This window comes from Collinsella sp. An307 (genome assembly GCF_002161805.1).
GTDB lineage: Bacteria > Actinomycetota > Coriobacteriia > Coriobacteriales > Coriobacteriaceae > Coprousia.
In genome coordinates, this window is the sequence record NZ_NFIP01000001.1 from 116983 (window position 1) to 140084 (window position 23102).

The window sequence follows — 23102 nt, forward strand, 5'->3', positions numbered from 1 at the left end:
TCATTAGCCCTCATCAGCGTGGGCCAGAAGGCTGACGGAGGATGGTGAACATGGTAGGGACAATCAATGGCGACACGCTGCTTTGTACGTATTACGCTCAATGGATTCAGGTTTACAAGGCGGGTGCGATTCGCGATGTGACCATGAAGAAGTATGAGCTGTCGCTGAATTGGCTCAAGAAGTTGGCGCCCAAGCTCAAACTGCGGGAGCTGGACAGGACCGAATATCAGAGGCTTATCAACGGTTATGCTGAAGCCCATGAACGACAGACGACGATGGATTTTCATCATCAACTCAAGGGTGCCATTCTTGATGCAGTCGACGAAGGCCTTATAGAACGCGACCCCACGCGCAAAGTGATAATCAAGGGAAGAAGGCCCCGGCGCAAGAAGGTGAAGTATCTCAATCAGTTTGAGCTTCATGCCATACTCGAGGACTTGCAGCTCGGAGATTCACCTGACTGGGACTGGCTAATTCTTCTAGTGGCGAAGACGGGGCTTCGTTTCTCCGAGGCACTGGGGCTTACCCCGGCGGACTTCGACCTTGCCCATCAGACACTCGAGGTAAACAAGACGTGGGACTATAAAAACGGAGGCGGGTTCGTCCCCACGAAGAACGCCTCTTCTGTGCGAAAGGTCCAGATGGATTGGCAGCTGACGATGCAGCTGGCATCTCTGCTCAAAGAGCTTCAACCCGATAAGCCGTTGTTCGTGCATGGCAAGGTGTATAACTCGACGGCAAACGGCGTCCTGGCAAGGCATTGCAGAAATGCCGGAACACCGGTTATCTCCGTTCACGGCCTGCGACATACGCATGCCTCTATCCTGTTGTTTGCGGGGGTATCCATCGCGAGCGTCTCAAAGCGCCTCGGGCACGCCAGCATGAACACTACGCAAGAGACGTACCTCCACGTAATTCGCGAGTTGGAGAACAAGGATGTCGACATCATAATGCGTGCGATTTCAACGCTCATGTAAGGACTGTTTTGGCTACGCGCTGATGAGGGCTGCTTTACTGGTAAGCTGAGCATGGTGCTGATTTACGGTTGGGGGCTTTGCGATGGCGATTCCAAAGTATGACGAGCTGTTCGAGTACGTACTGCGGTTTCTTGCAGATGGGGCGGAGCACTCCGCGGCAGAGATGCGGGCTTCTATTGTTGCCGAGCTCAACTTGACCGAAGAGGAGCGCAACGAATATCTTCCCAGCAAGCGCCAGCGAGTAATCGATAACCGTATTGGCTGGGCTCGCACTTATCTCAAGAAAGCCGGTCTCATGCATTCGCCCAGGCGGGGCTGTTATCAAATCGACCAAGCAGGAGTAGACGCACTTGCTTCAGACTGCCCTATAGATAACGATTATCTTGTTCGCTTCGACTCCTTCCGTGTGTTCAAGGAGGAAAGTCGCGGCGGTGAAAAAAACGTCGGAGCAGATTCAAATGATGGAAATGCGGATGGTGCACAGTCCGAGACTCCTGATGAGGCTCTCGCCCAAGCATATGAAGAGATTACTGCCCAACTTGCTGATGAGATCCTAGAGGAAGTCATGAAGCTCACTCCCGTCGCTTTTGAGCACATGGTGCTCGACCTTATGGCAAAGATGGGTTACGGTACGCTCGAGGCGCCTGCGAGGACAACTCCGAAGACGGGCGATGAAGGGATCGATGGCATCATCATGCTCGATAAGCTCGGCTTCGATCTCATTTATGTGCAAGCAAAGCACTACGCGGTAAACCATGCCGTGGGGAGGCCCGATATCCAAGCCTTTGTCGGTGCAATCGCTGGCAGAGGAGGAAAGGGCCTGTTCGTTACAACGTCCCAGTTCTCCGCTCCCGCGGTTGCCTATGCCAAGATGCAGCATATCGTTTTGATTGATGGGCAGAAGCTCGCGCATCTTATGATCGAGAACGACTTTGGCGTTGCAACGAAGCAGACGTTCTTCATCAAGGCAGTAGACTCCGATACGTTCACCTCTTACGTGGAGGATGAGTAAGGGAGTTGCCCTCTGGGTATCGGAGTTCCTGCCGTGCTTGTCGGTTTTGCGCGCCCTGATGGAGGTCGTGGGTAACTATGTGCCAGCGAATGTGTCCGCTCACCGTTGAGGAGGCGGAGGAAGTGCTCGATGCCCGTCGTGCGACGGGTCGGGCGCGTCTGAACGCTGGCGATGAGGACTTCGACCCCGCGCGCGACGCGTGGCCGGGGTCGCTCGTGCCCGCCTACGTGCCCGGGGAGGACGGCGCCCTCGCCACGGTGTCGCTTATCTGGGGCTTCGAGTCGCCGCGGGACGGACGCCCCGTCTTCAACACGCGCCTCGACACGGCGCTCGCCCAGCTCGAGCGCGGGCGTGGCCTCTGGCTCGACGCTATCTCGCACGGTCGCTGTCTTGTGCCGGTGCGCGCGTTTTACGAGGGGCATATGACCGAGCGCGTGCCGAGTGAGCGCACCGGCAAGCCCGTGCGCCGCCAGTATCGCTTTCGTTTGCCGGGCGCCCGTGCCTTCCTGCTCGCCGGCGTCACGGAGGGAGGACGTCTCTCCATCGTCACGACCGAGCCCAACGCCGCGGTCGCGCCCGTGCACAACCGCATGCCGCTCGTGCTGGGGCCAGGGGAGTCTGCCATTTGGCTCTCGGGCGATTTTGCGAGCCTTGCCGACCGCAGCTGCATCGCGCTTGCCGCCGAGCCAGAGCTTTAACCGTACCGAAACGCCCTGAGGATCAGCATGCTCATCTAAAAATACTGGGATATCAAAATAAATATGGTATACTGGCAGCGTTGGCAGAGCGTTTTGGTGGGGGAGGTGCTTGAGTGTGGAGGATTTTGCCTATGAGGTCTCGCGTACGCGCAGACTGGTGAATCAGCTTCTTGTAACCGAGCTTGAGCGACGCGGCTATGCGGGACTCGCTCCTTCGCACGGCGACATTCTGGCGCAGTTGTTTGATAGCGAGCGGATGCGCATGACCGAGCTGTCGCGCCGAATCAAGCGCGATCCCTCCACTGTGACGGCTCTTGTACGGAAGCTCGTAAAGCTCGGATATGCCAAGACCGCGCGGGATGAGACTGATGGGCGCGCCACGGTGGTTCTGCTCACCAGGCGCGGGCGTGAGCTCGAGCGGGATTTTGCCCAGATTTCAGCGGTTCTGCGCGCTACGTGGATGGATGGCAACTCCGCAGAGGACCTTGCCACTGCCGCGCGCGTGCTTTCTGTTATGCAGCGCAATCTACGTGCGGCAATTGAGCGCAATAGCGATTCCCACAAGATCAAATGAAAGGATAAGAACCATGTTGAACCACCTTCACACCTCCATCAGCCGCCGCGGGTTTCTTGCTGCTGCGGCAGCGATTGGCACTGCCCTTGCGGGCTGCTCGAGCGGTCAGGGCGCGGCGAGCGGTTCGGCTGCTGCCGCGGACTCGGCTTCGTCGGGCGGTGCGCGAACGCTTCGCGTTGCCATGGAACTTGCCTACCCACCTTTTGAAACTAAGGACGACGCGGGTAATCCCTCGGGTGTCTCTGTCACGTTCATGCAAGACTTTGCGGATTCTTACGGTTACGACCTTCAGATTGACAACATCAGCTTTGACGGCCTCATCCCGTCGCTTCAGACCGGTAAGGCTGATGCCGTCATGAGCTCCATCACCATTACGCCCGAGCGCGAGGAGGAAGTTGACTTCACCGATCCCTACGCGGTGGCGCAGCTCGCGATTCTTGTTGGTGCGGACTCGGGTGTTGAGAGCGTAGAGGACCTCAACCAAGCGGGCAGGACCGTTGCAGTTAAGACCGGTTCGACGGGCGACGTCTATGCGACCAAGAATCTCGTCAATGCAGAGATTCTGCGCTTGGCGGACGAGAGCGCCTGCGTGACCGAGGTTGCCCAGGGACGAGCGGACGGTTTTTTCTACGACCAGCTCACCATCTATCGCAACAACCAAGCCAACCCCGACACCACGCGTGCGGTCTTTATTCCGTTTCAGGATCCCGAGTACTGGGGCATTGCCGTGGCCTCGGGCAATGACGAACTGCGTGAGGAGCTGAATGCCTTTATTGCCAAGAGTAAGACGAACGGCGAGTTCGATCGTCTGACCGGCGAGTACCTGGCTGAGGAGAAAGCCGCATTTGACGAGCTCGGCTTCCGCTGGTTCTTTGATTTTGAGGATGCCGATGCCGAGGGCTCGGCCGATGGCGCTGTTGGCACCGCGGCGGATGTTGAGGGTGCGGCGGGAGAGGACGCTTAATGCCAAATCCCTTTACCGTGCGCCCCGGCGAGCGACCCGGCCCCATAAAGGCAGCGGTTAGCTACCTCATTGTGGTTGCCCTCATCATTGGGTTCTTTTGGGTGTCGCTCTTGCAAGTGGGCGTAGCTCTCGATTTTAGCTTTGTGGCGCAGTACCGCGTGCGTATCTTGGACGGTCTTGTGCTCACGCTTGAGATTGCGCTCGGGAGTCTTGTGACGAGCCTCGCCATCGGTTTGCCCGTTGCGGTGGGGCAGGGGAGCCGCATCTTGCCGGTTCGCTACCTCTGCGATGTGTACGTCAAACTCATGCGCGGCACGCCGCTGCTCGCCCAGATCTATCTCTTCTTCTACATCGTGGGCACTGCGTGGGGTGTAGAGAACCGTTTGGCGGCGGGCATCATCATCCTCTCCATTTTCTCGGGTGCCTACATCGCCGAGATTGTGCGTGGCAGTCTGAACTCGCTCGACGCTGGACAGTTGGAGGCAGCGCGGGCGGTGGGCTTCACTCGGCGGCAGACGCTACGCTACGTGGTGGCGCCGCAGCTCGTGAGTCGCACGCTCCCGGCGCTTACGGGGCAGCTTGCAAGCATGGTCAAGGACTCGTCGCTGCTCTCGGTCATCGCGGTAATCGAGCTCACTCAGACCATGCAAGAAATCAGCTCTGCCACGTTCAATCTGTTTGGGACCTATCTCTTCCTCGCGGGGGCGTACCTTGTTCTCACGCTGCCCATCATGTTTGTGAGCCGCTACTTTGAGAGGAGGCTCGACTATGCGCATGCAGATTGAGGGCCTTTGGCAGAGCTTTGGCGACCGCCAAGTGCTGAGCGGCATTGACTTTGAGGACGATGTCACCACGCTTGCCGTCATCGGTCCTTCGGGTGGCGGAAAGTCGACGTTTCTCCGTATCCTGGGCGGGCTCTTGGCGCCGAGCGCAGGGCGTGTGGTGTTAGATGGCGAGGTCGTGCCTACTGATGAGGCCGCGCTTGCGCGCTACCGGGCGAGCCTAGGTTTTGTCTTTCAGGACGGCGGTCTTTTTCATCATCTTTCGGCGCGCGAGAACATTGCGCTGCCCTTGCGTGCCGTGCATGGTATGGATGAGGCGAGCGCGGCGGCGCGTGCCGACGAGCTGCTCGACCGCTTTGGCCTCGCTGGTGAGGGAGACAAACGTCCCGCTCAGCTTTCGGGCGGGCAACGACAACGCGTGGCTATCGCGCGCGCCGTGGCGCCGCGCCCTAAGATGCTTCTGCTCGACGAGCCTACAAGCGCGCTTGATCCCGAGTACACCACCGAGGTGCTCGATTTGCTGGCAGACCTCAAACGCGAGGGCACGCGCTTTATCACGGTCACGCACGAGATGGGTTTTGCGCGCCATGCGTGCGACAAAGTGGCGTTTCTCTGCCACGGGACGCTCATGGAATACGGTTCTGCGGCGGAGCTGTTCGCGGCACCCAAGACGCCCGAGTTGGGGCGCTTTTTAGGTAAGTTGCTGGAATGGAGCGTGTGATGGTTACGACGGGTTGCACGGGGGAGTGCGTACGGCGCGTGCCGAGCGGTCCTGCCGCAGATGAGGTCGCCTATGTGGCGGACGGCCCGGCGCCAGATGCCGCTTGGGTGGGAGTGCTCTACGAGTCGAGCGAATGGTCCGACTTCAAGCTTGCTCAGGAGCTCGCTGCGCGAGACGTGCCCGTGCGGATGATCGATATGGAGCGGCAGGATGCCACCGAGAACGCACTCTCATGTCAGCTCCTCGTGAGTCGCGTCTTTGCGAGTGCGCTCGAGCGCGGGCACGCCGCATCGCATGTGCACATGGCGGAGGTAGTTGCGCAAGCAGGCGAACGTGGGGTTATGCTTATCAATCCCGGGCGCGCCCATGCCTTTGAGGTGAGTAAGCGCGCTGCCACCGAGGCGCTCGGACGTGCGGGCATTGCGGTGCCGGCGGTTCTCGCGTGCGCTGTGCCCGCTGACATTGACCCGACCGCACTTGTTTACCCCTGCATCATCAAGCCCGACTGCGGCGGCCGCTCGGCGCGCACAGCGGTGCTGCACGATGAGGACGAGGCGCGGGAGTTTCTTGCCGAGGCGCCCGCGGCGACCGTCTTTATCGTCGAATCGTATGTGAGGTCGCGGGCCGGTTATCTCACACGCATAGAGATTGTGGGTGGTCGGGTTGCGCATTTGCACCGTCGGAGCATTGCCGCAAACGGCCTCTCGTCCTACCACTTCGGCTCCACCTACGAGCCCTACAAGGATTGCCCGCCCGACGTTATAGCCGCAGCGGAGCGCGCGGCGACGCTTCTTGGTTTTGAGCTCGGTAGCTTTGACGTTATCGAGACCGAGCGGGCTCCCGTCTTTATCGATGCCAATTCTGTCTCCAATGTGTCTGCGGATTGCGATGAGCTTTTGGGCTACGACCTTATGGCCGAGTACGCAACCTATATAGCCGCTCGGTACCGGGAGCTGTTTGGATAGTACCGCCATTTCGCCCGGCACCATGGTTCAGAGAGATGGGGCAGGGTGTGATAACCCGCTCCAAAAGAGAGGGGGGATCTGCAATGAAGACAATCGAAGAGGTATTCAATCTGTTTAACGAGGTGGGCTGCTGCAGCTTTGCCACGCTGGATGGCGCGGGTGGGGTTGATTCGCGCATCGCGCACTTCTTTGCCTACGATAACGAGGGGCTCTACCTGCGCACCATGCGCGTCAAACCGTTCTACCGCCAGCTCAAGCTCGGCGCCCTTACGGTCTCTGCCGAGAAGACCTCTGAGCACTGCACGTGGGATGATGACAACCTCCCGCACTTCCAACCCGGCTACATGGTGCGCGTCTCGGGGACGGTGCGCGAGCTCGCACAGGAAGAGGTGGACGCCAAGGCGGCGGCGAACCCGCTGTTCAACGTGGCTGTCTATGATATCAACAAGTATCCGGAGACCGTCGTCTTCGTGCTCGACCGCTTCCACGGCGAGTACTATGACTACGACTTCAATATGGTTCATCGCGACCATAAGATTTTGCGTGAGCGTTTCGCCTTCGGCGGTGACGCGTTTGAGGCGCCGGGCCTCTCTATCGATTCGGATCGCTGCATTGCCTGCGGCGCCTGCACCCAGGCCTGCACGCATAAGGCCATCTTCCCCACGGCAGATGGCGCAGCGTATGAAATCCATGGTGAGCGCTGTGACGAGTGCGGCAACTGCCACCACGCATGCCCGGCAGGCGCGGTGCGCTCCAAGGGCTGTTGACGCACACAGCGCCTCTGGGGAGCAACTGCGTGTAAGAGATGCTTTTGGTTGCCATCGGACCCAAGCGCACTTTGACTATGACGAGACGCGCGACCGCATCCGCAAGGACTCGTTCTTCTGGTATCGCAACGTTATCGCCTCAAACGGCGAGAACTTGGGTTAGAGCACCGCTTGTAAGATGTCCTTGGGGGCGTCGAGGACAACATCTGGCTCCTCGATGCCCTCTGAGGACGTGCTGCCCCACGTGGCGTAGCCAAAGGCCATGTGGGCGTTGCGCGCCGCCTCGTAGTCCGAGTGCGCGTCGCCGATGTAGATCGCCTCGGAGGGCTCAACACCCAAGCGCTCGAGGCACATGAGAAGCGGGGTGGGGTCGGGCTTGTGGCGGTCGGTGTCCTCGGCAAGCACCGCCGTTTCCATATAGCGGTCGATGCCTTTGGAGACAACGTCGATCTCGTACTGCGCGTGGGTCTTGGCAGAGACCACGGCCTGCGTGATACCGCGGGCGGAAAGCTCGGCAAATACCTCGTCAAAACCCTCGTAGAGGGTGGCGCCCTCCTCGTACTCGTTCACATAACGCGCCCAGCGCGCATAGGTGCCCTCGGGGTCCGCGACGCCGAGCGCCTCCATCACCTTCATGCCGGGCCACGGGGCAAACTTGAGCACCTGCTCAAAGGTCCACGCCTCGCCCGTCTCCTCCTCGATGATGCGCATGAGGGGGCACATGTTCATGTTGAGGGTGTTGAGGACGGTCCCGTCGATGTCATAGATCACGGCACGGCAGGGCATGGCGGTCCTTTCTTGTAGCAGCCGGGCGGGATGCTTGCGTCATTATCACACGCAGGGGGCGCGGGCGCGCGAGCCGGCAGCGATATGGCGCAACGTTGTGGCGCGTGTCCGCGCGGGCGGGTAGACTGGTAGGCAGCCAACCGGAGAGGATGCCCCCATGTCTGACACCACTGCGCCCAAGGACCGCCGTACGTTTGCTGTCATCGACGGCAACTCGCTTATGCACCGGGCGTTTCACGCCGTACCGCCCACCATGAACGCGCCGGACGGTCGGCCCACCAACGCCGTCTTTGGCTTTCTCAACATGTTCCTCAAGATGGTGGACGCGTTCCATCCAGACGGGGTCGCCGTTGCCTTTGACAAGGGCAAGCCGCGCGTGCGCATGGAGATGCTTCCGCAGTACAAGGCGCAGCGCCCGCCCATGGACCCAGACCTGCGCGTGCAGTTCCCCATGGTAAAGGAGCTGCTCTGCGGCCTTAAGGTGCCTATTCTTGAGGCCGAGGGCTGGGAGGGCGACGACATCCTGGGCACGCTCGCCCGCACCGGCGAGGCGGCCGGGTGCGACATGTACCTCATCACGGGCGACCGCGACATGTACCAGCTCTCTACCGAGCACGTGAAGATCGTGGGCACCAAGAAGGGCCTCTCCGACGTCCAGATCATGACGCCCGAGACGGTGGAGGACCTCTACCACGGCATCACGCCCGAGCTTGTGCCCGACTTTTACGGCCTTAAGGGCGACACGTCTGACAACATCCCGGGCGTGCCGGGCATTGGCCCCAAGAAGGCGAGCGCCCTCATTGCGCAGTACGGCTCGCTCGACGAGGTCATTGCGCATGCGGACGAGGTCAAGGGCAAGATGGGCGAGAACCTGCGCGCCCACATCGACGATGCCCTGCTCTCGCGCAAGGTGGCGACCATTCAGACGAACGCGCCGGTGGAGGTCGACTTTGACGCGACGGCGTTTCCCGCCTACACCGCAGACGACGTTACCGCGTCTCTTGGGGCGCTCGGCATCATGGCCATGCAGAACCGCTTCTTGGCGCTGCTCGGCGAGGAGGGTGCGACGGCTTCCGGTCCCTCGGAGCTCACGCTGCCCGAGGCCCTGCGTGCCGATGTGGCAGACGCGGCTGCCCTCGAGGCAGCGCTCGCAGAGCTCGACCGGGCGATCGCCGCAGGCGAGTGGCTGGGCGTGACGCTCGACGACGACCGCGAGGAGGGCGCGCTCTTTGGTCTTACGCGCACGCTCTGGGTCGCCACGTCGCGTGCGCTCGTGGCGGTGGACGAGCCCGCGGACGGCCCGACGGCGATTGTTGCGACTGGCCCCGTCGTCGGTTTTGCCTTTGAGGGCGGTCTTGTGGCGAGCGTGCTTGCGCGCCTGCTGCGCGAGGGGCACGTTGCCTCGCCAGATGTGAAGGCGCTTTTGCACGAGCTCTCGCCCGTGGACTCTGCCGAGGCGGAGCTTCTCGACCCGCTTTCGCTCGACGCGTCGCGCCTCTTCGACACCGTGGTGGCGGCATATCTTCTCGACTCGGTGCGCTCGAGCTTTGACGACGCGTACCTCGCCGATACCTACCTCGCGCTCTCGCTGCCCGTGGCGGCGGGGGAGGAGGGCGCCGACGACGATGCGCCCACGGTTGCCGCGCGCGCCGCAGTTGTTGCCCGCGCGTGCCAGGAGCCGCTTGCCGCCGCGCTCGACCGCGACGGTGCGCGTCCGCTCTTTGACCGGATCGAGATGCCGCTTGTGCCGGTGCTTTGCGCCATGGAGCGCACGGGCATGTACGTTGATCCCGAGCGCCTCTCCGCTCTTGCCGAGGGCCTGGGGGCAGAGATCGACGACCTCGCCCGTCGCATCCGCACCCTCGCCGGTGACGAGACCTTCAACATCGCGAGCCCCATGCAGCTCTCGCACATCCTCTTCGACGTGATGGGCCTGCCGACCCGCGGCCTCAAGAAGACCGCGCGCGGCTACTACTCCACCAACGCCCGCGTGCTCGAGGAGCTCGCCCGCGACAACGAGTTTGTCCAGCTCGTCCTCGAGTACCGCGAGAAGACCAAGATCAAGAGCACCTACCTCGATACGCTGGGCGCGCTGCGCCGCGCGGACGGCCGCGTGCACACCACCTACAACCAGACCATCACGGCGACGGGTCGCCTCTCCTCGTCCAACCCCAATCTGCAGAACATTCCCACGCGCTCTGCGCTCGGCCACACGGTCAAGACCGCCTTCACGGTCGCGCCGGGTAGCGTCTTTGTGGCGGTCGACTACAGCCAGATCGAGCTGAGGCTCCTCGCGCACCTCTCGGGTGACGCGCACCTTATCGCCGCGTTCAACGAGGGCGAGGACTTCCATGCCGAGACCGCCGCTCGCGTCTTTGACGTGCCGGTGGAGGAGGTCACGCCCGCGCTCCGCAGCCGCGCGAAGGCGGTTAACTTTGGCATCGTGTACGGTCAGCAGGCATACGGCCTCTCGCAGTCGCTCGATATCCCGCAGGCCGAGGCGCGCGAGATGATCGACCGCTACTTTGAGGCGTATCCGGGCGTGCGGACGTTTCTCGACCGCACGGTGGCGGACGCCAAGCAGACGGGCTATGCCGAGACGCTCTTTGGGCGCCGCCGCCCCATTCCCGAGCTCAAGATGCGCGTGCCCTCGCAGCGTGCCTTTGGCGAGCGCACCGCCATGAACCACCCCATGCAGGGCACCGCGGCGGACATCATCAAGATCGCCATGGTGCGCGTGGCGCACCGTCTGGAGGACGAGGGCTTTGCCGCGCGCATGATCTTGCAGGTGCACGACGAGCTCGACTTTGAGTGCCCCAAGGACGAGGTCGAGCGCCTCATCGCGATGGTGCGCGCCGAGATGGAGGGTGTGGTCACGCTCGCCGTGCCGCTTGTGGCAGATGCCTCGGTGGGCACCACCTGGGCAGACGCGAAGTGACACGTCGCATGCGTACCGGCCTGCCGGCGGGAACGTTTCTATTGGTAGCAACCCGCTTTCTTGTCTACCTTGGCGTGCAGGCGGCCTACTTCATAGGCATCATCGGGACGCTCACCTACGAGGTGGGCGCCTCCACCTGGGCGCTTGCCGGGGCGGTGGGCTTTTTCAACCTGTTCATCATCTTTGGCAACGCCGCCGGCGGGACGCTTCTCGACGTGCGCGGCCCCCGGCTGTATGCCGCGGTGACGCTTGCCGTGGCGGTGGCAACGAGCGTGCTCTTTCAACTTACCGCCCCCTGCGTGGCAAACGTGCTTGCCATGAGCTGCGCCTTTGGGTTTGCGACGGGGCTCGGCTTTGCCTTCCTCTCGGCGTATCCTGCCTATCTGACCGACGACGCCGACGAGCTCAAGCGCGTGAACGCCCTGCTCGCGGTGGTGTCCAACGTCGCAGTGGTGGTGGGGCCCGCCGTGGGCGGCATCATCGCCACGGTGTTGCCTGCCCAGCGCGTCTTTTTGGCCACGGCGGTGTTCTCCGCCGCCGCGGCGCTGCCCGCCTACCTGCTTGTGGAGCGGGTTTTGCGCGTCCGCGCGGCCAGGGTGCGTTCGCGCGCGCTCGACGCGCCCGTACCCGCGCCTGCCACTGTCTCGCCTGATGCATCCGATGCCGCCGCGTCTGGCGTCGCCGCACCCGCACCTGCGCCTGACGCTCCCGCTGCAACGTTTGCGGATTCGGTGCGAACGGTCTTTACCGTGCCCTCGCTCGCTTTGCTCTTTGGCGTGGGCGTGCTCGCCTACACCGGCTACGGCGCCTTCGACCCGCTTGAGTCGCTCTTCTACCGCGATGTCCTGCATGTGGGCATTTCCTGGATGGGCTGGCTCTCGAGCGCGGCGGGGGCGGGGAGCGTCATCGGGTCGCTTCTGGCAATCCGCGTGCCGCGCGCCCACGTGAACGTGCTCACCCTCATCCTCCTCATCGCCTTGCAGGGCGTAGGCTGCCTGCTCTACGTGGGCACGCCGTACGTGGTGTGCGCACTTGCGGGGCAGATGGTGCTCGGCTGCGCCTTTGGCATGGTGACGCCGCTCCAGAACACGCTCGTGCAGATGCATGCACCCATCGAGGTCCTCGGTCGCGTGAACTCGGTCATGAACGCCGGGTTCAACGGGGCGGGCGCGCTGCCGCTCTTTGCTGCACCGGCGCTCGCCGCCATCTTTGGCGTGCAGGGTGTGCTCGTGGGGGCGAGTCTGGTGGTGCTCGCCGTTCCGCTCGTCTACCTCGCTGTTCGCCGTCGCACGGTGGCGCGCATCGTGGCGGAGGAGCGCCGGCGCGGACAGGAGGGATAGCTTCGAAACGACCCTTGGGACCTTCCCACTCCCAGTTTTCATCTATTCAATAATCTGAGAGCGTGCGAGCAGATAGGCCACACACGAGCGACCGTCCTACCTCGGGTTTCCTCTTTTCACATTCATGGGATACTCGGTGACGCTTAGAGACATTATTGAATTCCCGCATTTTTGCGAAAGGAAACGTGAAAGGATACATCCTATGGCTCAGATCTCCCCGTCTTCAAGTACGAGTATCGTGGCGATTGGACCTGCGGACAGCTTGTGGGACGCGGCGCTCGCGTTCGTGGACGTCTGCCCGTGGCGCGGTGCCCGCTCGCTTGCCCGCAAGATGCGCGAGGGCTACTTCACCGGGTGGCAGCGTGTGATCTTGGCGACGGTCGATGGGGAGCCGGCGGGCTTTTGCACGCTCGCCGCGGAGGACGGCCTTGTGGACGACGACCGCACGCCCTTCATCGGCTACGTGTGCGTAGACGAGCGCCTCCGCGGCCGTCGCCTCTCCGAGCGCATGATCCGCGTGGCGGAGGACCTCGCCCACACGGCGGGTTTCACCCGCATGTACATCCGCTCGGGCGAGGAGGGGCTTTACGAGAAGTTTGGCTACGAGCCCTGCGGAGTCGGCCGCGACCGCCACGGCGAGGTCGAGACGGTGTTCTCACGCGAGCTCTGATTCCCACATTGCCTCAGGGCCACCCGTGCATGTGCCTGCGCAACGAAAGGGTGCAAAGCGTCAGTGCGTTGTATCAGCGGATGAGCTCCTCGATGTTGCGCGCTCGGCATAGCAGGCGTCTGACCTCCATGGTGTTACCGTCCACAACGTAGAACACCCGGTAATTCCCGACCCCAAAATAGTAATAGGGGAGAGGGCGCTTTCGAGTGGTGTGATACGTTGCCGCCATGGTTGGGTTTTGGAGGTGTGCCAAGATGCCCTTCTCCACGTCGTCTGCCAGGCGTTTGGCAGCGGAGGGATTGTGAAGGTCATGAGCAATATGGGCGGCTGCTGCGCTTAAGTCTTCCCAAAAAAGCGGCAGGTAGCTCAGCTTATAACGCGGTGGCTTCTGAGTCATGGCCGAGCATCTCCCTTACCGAACCGAAGACCTCATCATGCGTGTAGCGCAGGCTCATGCTTCTGGCCTGTCGGTCGGCGGCGTCAAGGGCGTTTTCCACGGTCTCACTCGCTCGTTGATATTGCTCGAAACTCATGACAACCATCGAGCCTCGTCCGTTTTTCGTCAAAAAGACAGGGCCATTCTCCGCGACGTCGCGCTCGATGTCGGTGTAGTTGTTTCTAAGGTCGGAAACAGGTCTGATGTTCATGACATCACCTCTTCTCTCAGAATACTATCAATATTATCAGATGCTTTTACGCCGAGCGTGGCGGTCGTGGCGAGCGGGTCGCGTCTTAGGATTTCCTTCATGTTCGCACGTCGCGCCCGCGCTATGCTGCTGCGTATAGGATGAGGAGGGAATGGCGTGAGCGAGAGAATACTGGTCGTGGACGACGAGCGCGAGATTTGCGACCTCGTCCGCGTCTATCTGGAAAACGAGGGCTATACGGTCGAGACGTTTCGTGACGGCGCCGCCGCGCTCGCGCGCATCGAGGATGTCCAGGCGCCCGCCTTCGACCTCGCTCTGCTCGACGTGATGCTTCCCGGTACGGATGGCTTCACCCTGTGCCGCAAAATCCGCGAGCGCCACACCTACCCCGTCATCATGCTCACCGCCAAAGGGGAGGAGGTCGACCGTATCACCGGGCTCACCCTGGGGGCAGACGACTACGTGGTGAAGCCCTTCTTGCCGCTCGAGCTCGTTGCGCGCGTGAAGGCGCAGCTTCGGCGCTACAAGACCTACTCGGCGGGCGAGGGCGGCTCTGCGGGTGGGCGCGATGCGGGCGAGGTGCTTACCTACGCGGGCCTTGTGCTCGACGTGCGGGCGCACCGCTGCACGCTAAACGAGCGCGAGCTCTCCCTCACGCCAACGGAGTTCTCTATCCTGCGCATCTTGCTGGAGGCCAGGGGTGCCGTGGTCTCGGCGCGCGACCTTTACTGCAAAATCTTTGGCGATGCGTACTACGAGAACGGTTCCGGCTCTATCACGGTGCACATCCGCCATCTGCGTGAGAAGTTGGGCGACTCGTTTGACGACCCAAAGTACATTAAGACTGTCTGGGGGTGCGGATACAAGATTGAACGCTAAGAGACGCTCCGGCACCCCGGTGCCGCCCAATACCCCCTCCGTCGACCGCCCGGCGCCGCCTCTCATCGCCGCGGCGGACGAGACTCGTCGCGAGCGCCTGCGGCTCGCTGCTGTCGTCATCGCGGGGGCTGCTGTGGGCATCATGCTCTACATCCTTCTCTTTCGTTTTGTTGATGACGGCCTAAACGGCGTCTTCGTCGACTGGTTCTTCTCGACCTTTGTCTCCACGTGGGAGGTCGACTATCAAACCAATACCACATACAACCTCGTCTTCAACCCCACGGGCGCCAAGGAGTTCTTTCTCAAGCTCGGCCTTGCATTCGTGCTGATCCTTGTGGTCGTGTCCGCGATTGCAGCGCATCTCTACGCCCGCCGGTGCTCGCGCGAGACAGCCGAGCGCGCGGCGGAGCTGCTTGCGTTTTTCATGCGCCACGACGCGGAGGCGAGCGAGGTCTTTCCCGACGGTTTTGGCGCGCTCGCGCTCACGGCGACCGAGGTCAAAAGCACGGCAGAGGCGCACGAACGGGCGCTGCGCGACGAGGCGCAGCGCAGAAGCGACCTCATCACCTACCTCGCGCACGACCTCAAGACGCCGCTCACCTCGGTTATCGGCTACCTCTCGCTTTTGGACGAGATTCCCGAGATGCCGCGCGAGCAGCGCTGCCGCTACGTGGGCATCACGCTCGACAAGGCGAAGCGCTTGGAGCGCCTCATCAACGAGTTCTTTGACATCACGCGCTACAACCTCTCACACATCGAGCTCGAGACGGAGAGCGTCGACTTGTCGTATCTGCTCGTGCAGATGGCAGACGAGTTCTATCCGCTGCTCGCGGAGCACGGTAACACCGTTTCGCTCACGGTCGAGGGCGCGCCGGCGAGCGTGGAGGCGCCGGGCGCGGAGCTCTGGATCACGGCGGACCCTGGCAGACTCGCGCGCGTGTTCAACAACATCCTCAAGAACGCCATCGCCTACAGCCACGAGGGGACCGAGATCGCCGTTGCGGCGGAGCGCTTTGAGCGTGCCGACGCGCCGGGGGAGCCGTGGGCGCGCGTCACGGTGAGCGACGAGGGGGCCACCATCCCGCCGCACAAGCTCGAGGCCATCTTTGACAAGTTCTTCCGTCTGGATGAGGCGCGCGCCACCTCCACCGGCGGCGCCGGGCTCGGTCTTGCTATCGCGCGTGAGATCGTGGAGCTCCACGGCGGGACCATCACCGCGGCGAGCGAGGCGGGGCGCACGACCTTTACCGTCGAGCTGCCTGCGTGAGGTGGCGCGTGCTGCCGGTAGTTTCGCCTGATGCGCGCGGTTTTGCGCGGAGAAGTCCCCTTAGGCAAATAGCGCCCCTAGGCAAACAATGCCGTTAGGCAAACCTTAGTGTTTCGCTCAAGTCTTGTTATGCGACCTGCCCCTATCTTGGGAGCGTGAGTTCCCCAAGAGAGAGGTCACCCTATGAGGCTTTGCGAGAATGCGCCGACACCTGCTCAGTCTGATATTACGTATGCGGTCGGAGGCACGCGGCCGCTGCCCGTCCGCGTTGCCCGGGCATCGACGCGCGTGGCCCCTGCGCGGTACCGGCGCGGTGCACATGTTCGCGCTGATGCAGTGCCGGGTGCGACCCGCTACCGCCGCCCCCGTCGCCCGCGCAGACGGCATCGGCTCCTTAAGGTCTTCGTCGTCGCGATGCTGGTTGTACTGACGGTGCTGGGTATGGCGGGGCGCGGACCCCTGAGCGCGCTTGGCGGCATTGGTTCCGCAGCAGGCCGGATGGGGGAGAGCGCGATGCGCACCATGGGGCTTGCGCCATCGTCGACCCCGGTTGCCGAGTGGCACGCCGGCGAGGTGCCGGAGCTCTACCAGATTGACCCTGTCTGGGCGGATGAGCCATACGCGGGCGGCACGGTGGGCGTGAACGGCTGCGGGCCCACGTGCCTCACCATGGCCTACGTGGCGCTCACAGGACGCACCGACATGGACCCCGCTGCCATTGCGGCCTTCAGCGAACGCGAGGGCTACACGGTCGACGGCATGACGGCCTGGGCGCTCATGACGGAAGGCGCCCATACGCTCGGCCTCACCAGCGAGGAGCTGCCGGCAAACGCGGCGAGTATTCGCGCCGCGCTTGAGGCGGGGCAGGTGATCATCGCAAGCGTGCGCCCGGGCGATTTCACCACGACGGGACACTTTATCGTGCTCGCCGGCATCGCCGCCAACGGCGAGCTGGAAATCCGCGACCCCAACAGCGCGGAGCGCACGCACGAGACGTGGAGTATCGACCGGGTACTCGGCCAGTGCGCCAACCTCTGGGCGCTGAGCGCATAGGGGCGGCGCAGGACGCCTCCGCCTGGCGGGGGCATGGATGTCCCGTCGCCACCGCCTGCGCACAACATCTTGGTCAAGAGGCAATCTGTGCCATTTGCCGAACGGTCAGCGGTCGATGTTGTGGAACAAATCTGGACGATAAAATCGTCACGGATGATACATGCGCAGGTGGGGGCGCCGCCGTCTCTCGGGCGTTTTGGGCGCCTAAACCAATTTATAATGTGTCCCGAATAAGTCCATTTATATCTACCTGCAGAAACACAATATGTTGTGTTGTGCAGAATAAAATCATCAGCATATGGTGAACGCGCGTGCCGTAAGATGGATAGCGCACCGCAGCGCCGCCCCGCAAACGACGGGCCCGCGCCGCGGTTTTGCACTCAGCTAACCCCATACGAGGAGAATGGAAACGGGACTCGCATGAAGATCATCAAGCGCAGCGGTACCGAGGTCGCCTTCGACATCACTAAGATCGAGAACGCCATTCGTTCGGCCAACAAGGACGTGGCCGAGCGCGACCGTCTGACCGAGCGCCAGGTCATCTACGCCTCGCAGAACGTTGCCGAGGCATGCGAGAACGCCGGCCACACCGTTTCGGTCGAGGAGGTCCAGGACCTCGTCGAGGACGAGCTCATGAAGCTCGACAAGTTCGAGGTTGCGCGCAAGTACATCATCTACCGCTACGTGCAGAGCCTGAAGCGCCAGAAGAACACTACCGACGACAAGATCCTCGCCCTTATCGAGTGCAACAACGAAGAGGTCAAGCAGGAGAACTCCAACAAGAACCCCACCGTGAACTCCGTGCAGCGCGACTACATGGCGGGCGAGGTCTCCAAGGACCTTACCAACCGCGTGCTGCTGCCGGCCGAGGTCGTCGAGGCGCACAACGAGGGCATCATCCACTTCCATGACTCCGACTACTTCGCGCAGCACATGCACAACTGCGACCTCGTGAACCTCGAGGACATGCTGCAAAACGGCACGGTCATCTCCGGCACGCTCATCGAGCGCCCGCACAGCTTCTCGACTGCCTGCAACATCGCTACGCAGATTATCGCCCAGGTGGCCTCCTGCCAGTACGGCGGCCAGTCCATCTCGCTCACGCATCTTGCGCCCTTTGTTGAGGTCTCGCGCCAGAAGATCCGCCGCCAGGTGGAGGCGGAGCTTGCCGAGCTCGGCGTCGACGCGCCCGAGGAGAAGATCTCGAGCGTGGTGGAGGACCGTCTGCGCGACGAGATCCGCCGCGGCGTTCAGACCATCCAGTACCAGGTCGTGACCCTTATGACCACCAACGGCCAGGCGCCGTTTGTGACCGTGTTCATGTATCTGGGCGAGGCCCGATCCGAGGCCGAGAAGCACGATCTGGCCATGATTATCGAGGAGACCCTGCGTCAGCGCTACGAGGGTGTCAAGAACGAGGCCGGTGTGTGGATCACGCCCGCGTTCCCCAAGCTCATCTACGTGCTCGACGAAGACAACGTCTACGAGGGCAGCCCCTACTTCTACCTCACGCAACTCGCGGCCAAGTGCACCGCCAAGCGCATGGTGCCCGACTACATCTCCGCCAAGAAGATGCGCGAGCTCAAGCTCTCGAAGGGAGAGAAGCCGGGCGAGGGCGATGTCTACACCTGCATGGGCTGCCGCAGCTTCCTCACGCCCGACCGCTCGGGCAACGGCTACGACAACGTGGCCCGCGCCAAGAACTACGAGCCGGGAAGACCTAAGTACTACGGTCGCTTCAACCAGGGCGTCGTCACCATCAACCTGGTGGACGTCGCCTGCTCCTCCGCGCGTGACGAGGACAAGTTCTGGCAGATCTTCGACGAGCGTCTGGAGCTCTGCCACCGTGCGCTGCGCTGCCGTCACGAGCGCCTGAAGGGCACCCTCTCTGACGCCGCGCCGATTCTTTGGCAGTACGGCGCGCTCGCGCGCCTCGACAAGGGCGAGACCATCGACAAGCTCCTCTACGGCGGTTACTCGACTATCTCGCTCGGCTACGCCGGCCTCTACGAGTGCGTGCGCTACATGAAGGGCGTGAGCCACACCGACGAGCACGGCCGCGACTTCGCGCTCGCCGTCATGCAGCGCATGAACGACAAGTGCGCCGAGTGGAAGGCCGCCGAGAACATCGACTACTCGCTCTACGGCACACCGCTCGAGTCCACGACCTACAAGTTCGCCAAGTGCCTGCAGCGCCGCTTTGGCATCATCCCCGGCGTGACGGACAAGGGCTACATCACTAACAGCTACCACGTCCACGTGTCCGAGAAGATCGACGCCTTCGACAAGCTCAAGTTTGAGAGCGAGTTCCAGGCGCTCTCCCCGGGTGGCGCCATCTCCTATGTTGAGGTGCCCAACATGCAGGACAATCTCAAGGCCGTCATCCGCGTCATGCAGTACATCTACGAGAACATCATGTACGCGGAGCTCAACACCAAGAGCGACTACTGTCAGGTGTGCGGCTACGACGGTGAGATCCAGATTGTGGAGGACGATGGCAAGCTCGTGTGGGAGTGCCCCAACTGCCACAACCGTGATCAGGAGAAGATGAACGTGGCGCGTCGCACCTGCGGCTACATCGGCACGCAGTTCTGGAACCAGGGCCGCACCGAGGAGATTCGCGACCGCGTGCTGCATCTGTAGCGGCTGAATCGTCCGATCGGAGGGCGGATACATCATCCCGTGCTCAAACAGCTTCGCTTGCGAAGAACTGCGCGCGGGACGATGTATCCGCCCACCGTCCTACGGAAGCTTCCAGGAGGGTTAGATAAGGAGTCGGTGGCATGAACTACGCTGAGATCAAATACTCAGACATCGCCAACGGCGAGGGCGTCCGCACGTCGCTCTTTGTCTCCGGCTGCCGCCGCGGATGCCCGGGATGCTTCAACTCGGGCGCGTGGAGCTTTGCCGCCGGCGAGCCCTTTACCCGTGAGGTTGAGGACCAGATCATAAAGAGCCTGGACCACCCGTTCTGCGACGGCCTCACTGTGCTCGGCGGCGAGCCCATGGAGCCCGAGAACCAGCTCGGCCTTGTGGGCTTTCTCGAGCGCGTGCGCGAGCGCTTCCTGCGGGGCGACGACGGTGCGCCCGCGAAGAGCATCTGGTGCTTTACGGGCGACACGCTCGACGAGCTTATGCCGGGCGGACGTCACCATACCGAGGTCACCGACCGCATGCTCGACTGCATCGACATTCTGGTCGACGGCCCGTGGGTGCAGGAGCTCTACGATATCAGCCTCAGGTTCCATGGTTCTTCCAACCAGCGCTTAATCGATCTCAACGCTACACGGGCCGCCGCTTCCGAGAAGGGTGTGAGCCTAGCGGAAGCTGTGGTTCCCTGGCGCGACGAGGAGGTCTATTCGACCCACTCTATGTAGCACGGGCGGCCGCGCGCATCGCTGCGCGGCCGTATTTCATCGCGAGAAGGGGGTTGCGCGATGACAGAGATGAAGGTTTCGGCACGTGAGCACAAGCGCGGTATGCCGTTTATGCCAAAGGTCGATGCGGTCTGGATGCATCCGACGTTTAGATGCGTCTATCGCTGGCTCGAGAAGCTCGAGCGCGACCGCGTCTTCTGCCGCCACGATCTCCGACACCTCATGGATACCGCGCGCATCATGTGGATCGTGAATCTCGAAGAGGGGATGGGCATTGACCGCGAGGTCATTTACGCGGCGGCTCTTCTGCATGATGTGGGAAAACCCGTTCAGTACACGCTCGGTGCCCCGCACGAGGAGGTCGGTGCGCGCCTTGCCGATACGATTCTGGCGAGCCTTACGGGGGACGAGGCGTTCTCGCCCTCCGAGCGGCGCGCGATTGTGGGGGCTATCCGCGGGCACCGTCGCCTGCGCGAGGGTGCAGAGCCTCTCGAGCACCTGCTCTATCGCGCCGACAAGGCGTCGCGCCCGTGCTTTGCCTGCCCGGCCGAGGTGCGGGAGGCCTGTTCGTGGCCGGATGAGAAGAAGAATCTCGCGATTCAGGTGTGATATCTATTCATGATTTGCCCAAAAGGGTGCCTGCGAATCAGGAACGCTTGGATTCCGCTGCCTTCCGACGGGTTGGTTCGCGGTGCCAATCCCATGGTTTGTACCGAACGAGCGCGTATCGCAACCTGCAACGTCGGCCTGAATGGGTATAGAAAGACTCGGACAAAAGCTAAAGGGACTACAGCGTTGCTTTTTGTGGTCCGGAAAAGAGGCATTATGGCGGACAAACATCTTCCGGAGGACACATCGGAGGGCGAGGAGAAGACGCTTGCGCAACGGGCAAAGGCAGGTCTACCTGCCACACGCCGCGAACTCGCCAAGGTCGATCCCGCAGCGCTCGAGCATGCGGACCGGATCATCATCAGTGGGCTCGAGGTCTTCGCTAACCACGGCGTCTACCCGGCGGAAAACGAGCTCGGCCAGAAGTTCGTGGTCTCGGCGACGCTCTTTACCAGCCTGCGCGCAGCGGGGGAGGCAGACGACCTCACCCTCTCAGTCAACTATGGCGAGGTTTGCCATACCATCGACGCCTTTTTGCGCGCACACACTTTCAAGCTCATCGAGGCGGCGGCAGAGGCGTGTGCCCAGCGCTTGCTCGCGGACTATCCGACGCTCCTTGCCGTGCGCCTGAAGATCGAAAAGCCATGGGCGCCCATCGGTCTTCCGCTCCAGAGCGTGGCAGTGGAGATCGAGCGCACGCGGTAAGTGGATGCGGGGCGTCGGCTTTAGCGGATAGGGTCGTGCCAGTGCTTTCTAACCCAAAAGATTTGAGGCGACCGTTGCGGCGGGGCGCTTGAGTATGCGTGCGATTTCGCGGTTGCGCGGGCAGAACCGATCGAGCAGCGCGTGGAAGCGGGCGTTGTGGCTCGGCTCCAGAAGATGCGTGAGCTCGTGGATGACCACGTAGTCGAGGCACTCCGGCGGGTAGGCGGCAAGCGCGCTGTTGATACGGATGCTCCGGCGCGCCGGCGTGCACGAGCCCCAGCGGCTCGTCATGCGCCTAATCTGCCAGCCGGCGGCATGTACGCCTACGCGCGCCTCGCCGCGCGCGATGGCGCTGGGAAGCGCCCGGGCGACTTCACGACGGTATAGCGCCTCGATCTCCTCGGCACCGCCCGGGGCGTGCTGAAGGCGTCCCCAGAGGGGGACGAGCCCGTCTGCGGTTGCGCCCGCGTGCGTTCTTTCGGCGGCGCGGGTGTGCACGCGCTCGATGTGCGCGGCAATCCAACCGGCGCGCCGATTGAGAAAGTCCTGCGCTACGGCTAGAGGGGTGCGCGTGGGGATGCTCAGGCTCACGGTGCCGTCGCGGTGGATACGCAGATTGAGATTTTTCACGCGTTTGCGCACTACGGTAACCGGGACGGTGCCCGCGGGGGTGCGTACCTCAAGTGTCGTAGTTGTCACAGCACCTCCTCGTGTCCGTCGCGCCGCCCTGCCCGGCTTTGTCAGGCCACCAATTGTAAGGGATTGCGCGCCCATCTCCTGATAATCCCTTTACTCAGGTAGAATGAACGCTGTTGTTGCAAACGAGCCGGGCTGTGCGCGGACCCAGATTCGCGCGCTCCGGTAGAAAAGGAGTTTCCATGTCCAACCAGGGTAAGAAGGTCCGCGCGCACTACCGCGGCACGCTCGACGACGGCACGCAGTTCGACAGCTCCTACGATCGCGGCGAGCCCATCGAGTTCACCTGCGGCGCGCACCAGATGATCGCCGGTTTCGACGCTGCCGTGCTCGACATGGTGGTCGGCGAGAAGAAGACCGTTCACATCCCGGCGGCGGAGGCCTACGGCGAGCGCCGTGACGACCTCGTGCTCGATTTCCCGGCGGCCCAGGTGCCCAATATCGAGCAGATTAACGTCGGCGACCGCCTGTTCCTCTCCGGCCCCGGCGGCCAGCCCGTGCCTGTTACGGTCATTGAGGTCAGCTCCGAGGGCGTTAAGCTCGATGCTAACCACGAGCTTGCCGGCAAGGACCTCAACTTCGACATCGAGCTCGTCGAGGTTGTCGAGTAGCGCATTTGCGTTGCATGTCACATATGCATCGACGGCCGCTTCCGCATCGCGGGGCGGTCGTTTC

Annotated in this window: 24 protein-coding genes; 20 read left to right on the forward strand and 4 right to left on the reverse strand. The window is 62.4% G+C overall.

Annotated features, from left to right (window positions below; translation table 11 throughout):
• Positions 1 to 50 precede the first annotated feature (50 nt).
• The 9 genes from B5F89_RS00470 to B5F89_RS00510 all read left to right on the forward strand — a co-directional run bounded on the left by B5F89_RS00470 (position 51) and on the right by B5F89_RS00510 (position 7460).
• Complete coding sequence (locus B5F89_RS00470; RefSeq protein ID WP_087430105.1) at positions 51 to 977, forward strand: site-specific integrase; 927 nt, start codon at positions 51 to 53, stop codon at positions 975 to 977.
• Positions 978 to 1059: 82 nt separating this feature from the next.
• The gene (locus tag B5F89_RS00475; RefSeq protein WP_087429848.1) at positions 1060 to 1989 is read left to right on the forward strand and encodes a restriction endonuclease; all 930 of its coding nucleotides are present in this window, start codon (positions 1060 to 1062) and stop codon (positions 1987 to 1989) included.
• A 77-nt stretch (positions 1990 to 2066) separates the two neighbouring features.
• Entirely contained in the window at positions 2067 to 2687 is a 621-nt protein-coding gene (locus B5F89_RS00480; RefSeq protein WP_087429849.1) for an SOS response-associated peptidase family protein, read from the forward strand.
• Between the two features lie 115 nt (positions 2688 to 2802).
• Positions 2803 to 3261: a MarR family transcriptional regulator gene (locus B5F89_RS00485; RefSeq protein ID WP_158098375.1), complete on the forward strand. Its 459-nt coding sequence runs from the start codon at positions 2803 to 2805 to the stop codon at positions 3259 to 3261.
• Between the two features lie 13 nt (positions 3262 to 3274).
• Positions 3275 to 4225: a transporter substrate-binding domain-containing protein gene (locus tag B5F89_RS00490; protein ID WP_087429851.1), complete on the forward strand. Its 951-nt coding sequence runs from the start codon at positions 3275 to 3277 to the stop codon at positions 4223 to 4225.
• Positions 4225 to 5010, forward strand: a complete 786-nt coding sequence (locus tag B5F89_RS00495) for an amino acid ABC transporter permease (protein ID WP_087429852.1) — start codon at positions 4225 to 4227, stop codon at positions 5008 to 5010. The genes B5F89_RS00490 and B5F89_RS00495 overlap by 1 nt, the downstream gene beginning before the upstream one ends.
• Positions 4994 to 5728, forward strand: a complete 735-nt coding sequence (locus B5F89_RS00500) for an ATP-binding cassette domain-containing protein (protein WP_087429853.1) — start codon at positions 4994 to 4996, stop codon at positions 5726 to 5728. The genes B5F89_RS00495 and B5F89_RS00500 overlap by 17 nt, the downstream gene beginning before the upstream one ends.
• Positions 5728 to 6693 (forward strand): hypothetical protein, encoded by a 966-nt coding sequence (locus tag B5F89_RS00505; protein ID WP_143758311.1) that lies wholly within the window; start codon positions 5728 to 5730, stop codon positions 6691 to 6693. The genes B5F89_RS00500 and B5F89_RS00505 overlap by 1 nt, the downstream gene beginning before the upstream one ends.
• Positions 6694 to 6776: 83 nt before the next feature.
• Positions 6777 to 7460: a 4Fe-4S binding protein gene (locus B5F89_RS00510; RefSeq protein ID WP_087429854.1), complete on the forward strand. Its 684-nt coding sequence runs from the start codon at positions 6777 to 6779 to the stop codon at positions 7458 to 7460.
• Positions 7461 to 7619: 159 nt separating this feature from the next.
• Here B5F89_RS00510 and B5F89_RS00515 read toward each other — a convergent pair whose 3' ends face one another.
• Complete coding sequence (locus tag B5F89_RS00515) at positions 7620 to 8246, reverse strand: HAD-IA family hydrolase (RefSeq protein ID WP_087429855.1); 627 nt, start codon at positions 8244 to 8246, stop codon at positions 7620 to 7622.
• 157 nt (positions 8247 to 8403) lie between these two features.
• Here B5F89_RS00515 and polA point away from each other — a divergent pair, with 157 nt between their 5' ends.
• The 3 genes from polA to B5F89_RS00530 all read left to right on the forward strand — a co-directional run bounded on the left by polA (position 8404) and on the right by B5F89_RS00530 (position 13194).
• The gene (gene polA / locus B5F89_RS00520; RefSeq protein ID WP_087429856.1) at positions 8404 to 11184 is read left to right on the forward strand and encodes a DNA polymerase I; all 2781 of its coding nucleotides are present in this window, start codon (positions 8404 to 8406) and stop codon (positions 11182 to 11184) included.
• Entirely contained in the window at positions 11181 to 12524 is a 1344-nt protein-coding gene (locus tag B5F89_RS00525) for an MFS transporter (RefSeq protein ID WP_143758313.1), read from the forward strand. The genes polA and B5F89_RS00525 overlap by 4 nt, the downstream gene beginning before the upstream one ends.
• A gap of 202 nt (positions 12525 to 12726) precedes the next feature.
• Entirely contained in the window at positions 12727 to 13194 is a 468-nt protein-coding gene (locus tag B5F89_RS00530) for a GNAT family N-acetyltransferase (protein WP_158098376.1), read from the forward strand.
• A 73-nt stretch (positions 13195 to 13267) separates the two neighbouring features.
• On the opposite strand, the gene B5F89_RS00535 is transcribed toward B5F89_RS00530, so the two are convergent.
• Entirely contained in the window at positions 13268 to 13591 is a 324-nt protein-coding gene (locus B5F89_RS00535) for a type II toxin-antitoxin system RelE/ParE family toxin (protein WP_087429859.1), read from the reverse strand.
• Complete coding sequence (locus B5F89_RS00540) at positions 13566 to 13841, reverse strand: type II toxin-antitoxin system prevent-host-death family antitoxin (RefSeq protein WP_087204348.1); 276 nt, start codon at positions 13839 to 13841, stop codon at positions 13566 to 13568. Before B5F89_RS00540 ends, B5F89_RS00535 begins: the two co-directional genes overlap by 26 nt.
• 156 nt (positions 13842 to 13997) lie before the next feature.
• Between B5F89_RS00540 and B5F89_RS00545 the strand changes: the two genes are divergently transcribed.
• From B5F89_RS00545 to folB, 7 genes are all read left to right on the forward strand, one after another.
• On the forward strand, positions 13998 to 14720 hold the full coding sequence (locus tag B5F89_RS00545) for a response regulator transcription factor (protein WP_087429860.1): 723 nt from the start codon (positions 13998 to 14000) through the stop codon (positions 14718 to 14720).
• Positions 14710 to 15987 carry an ATP-binding protein gene (locus tag B5F89_RS00550; protein ID WP_239286603.1) on the forward strand — a complete coding sequence of 426 codons (1278 nt, stop codon included), beginning with the start codon at positions 14710 to 14712 and terminating at the stop codon, positions 15985 to 15987. Before B5F89_RS00545 ends, B5F89_RS00550 begins: the two co-directional genes overlap by 11 nt.
• A 414-nt stretch (positions 15988 to 16401) precedes the next feature.
• Entirely contained in the window at positions 16402 to 17040 is a 639-nt protein-coding gene (locus B5F89_RS00555) for a C39 family peptidase (protein ID WP_087429861.1), read from the forward strand.
• A 420-nt stretch (positions 17041 to 17460) separates the two neighbouring features.
• Complete coding sequence (nrdD, locus tag B5F89_RS00560; RefSeq protein ID WP_087429862.1) at positions 17461 to 19683, forward strand: anaerobic ribonucleoside-triphosphate reductase; 2223 nt, start codon at positions 17461 to 17463, stop codon at positions 19681 to 19683.
• Between the two features lie 140 nt (positions 19684 to 19823).
• A complete protein-coding gene (gene nrdG / locus B5F89_RS00565; RefSeq protein WP_087429863.1) occupies positions 19824 to 20417 on the forward strand; it encodes an anaerobic ribonucleoside-triphosphate reductase activating protein in 594 nt (197 codons plus the stop codon).
• 60 nt (positions 20418 to 20477) lie between these two features.
• Positions 20478 to 21026: an HD domain-containing protein gene (locus B5F89_RS00570; protein WP_239286604.1), complete on the forward strand. Its 549-nt coding sequence runs from the start codon at positions 20478 to 20480 to the stop codon at positions 21024 to 21026.
• A 216-nt stretch (positions 21027 to 21242) separates the two neighbouring features.
• Positions 21243 to 21731 carry a dihydroneopterin aldolase gene (gene folB / locus B5F89_RS00575; RefSeq protein ID WP_087429864.1) on the forward strand — a complete coding sequence of 163 codons (489 nt, stop codon included), beginning with the start codon at positions 21243 to 21245 and terminating at the stop codon, positions 21729 to 21731.
• Between the two features lie 48 nt (positions 21732 to 21779).
• Here folB and B5F89_RS00580 read toward each other — a convergent pair whose 3' ends face one another.
• A complete protein-coding gene (locus B5F89_RS00580) occupies positions 21780 to 22430 on the reverse strand; it encodes a SprT family zinc-dependent metalloprotease (RefSeq protein WP_239286605.1) in 651 nt (216 codons plus the stop codon).
• A 179-nt stretch (positions 22431 to 22609) separates the two neighbouring features.
• On the opposite strand from B5F89_RS00580, the gene B5F89_RS00585 reads away from it, so the two are divergent.
• The gene (locus tag B5F89_RS00585) at positions 22610 to 23038 is read left to right on the forward strand and encodes a peptidylprolyl isomerase (protein ID WP_087429866.1); all 429 of its coding nucleotides are present in this window, start codon (positions 22610 to 22612) and stop codon (positions 23036 to 23038) included.
• Positions 23039 to 23102: the final 64 nt, after the last annotated feature.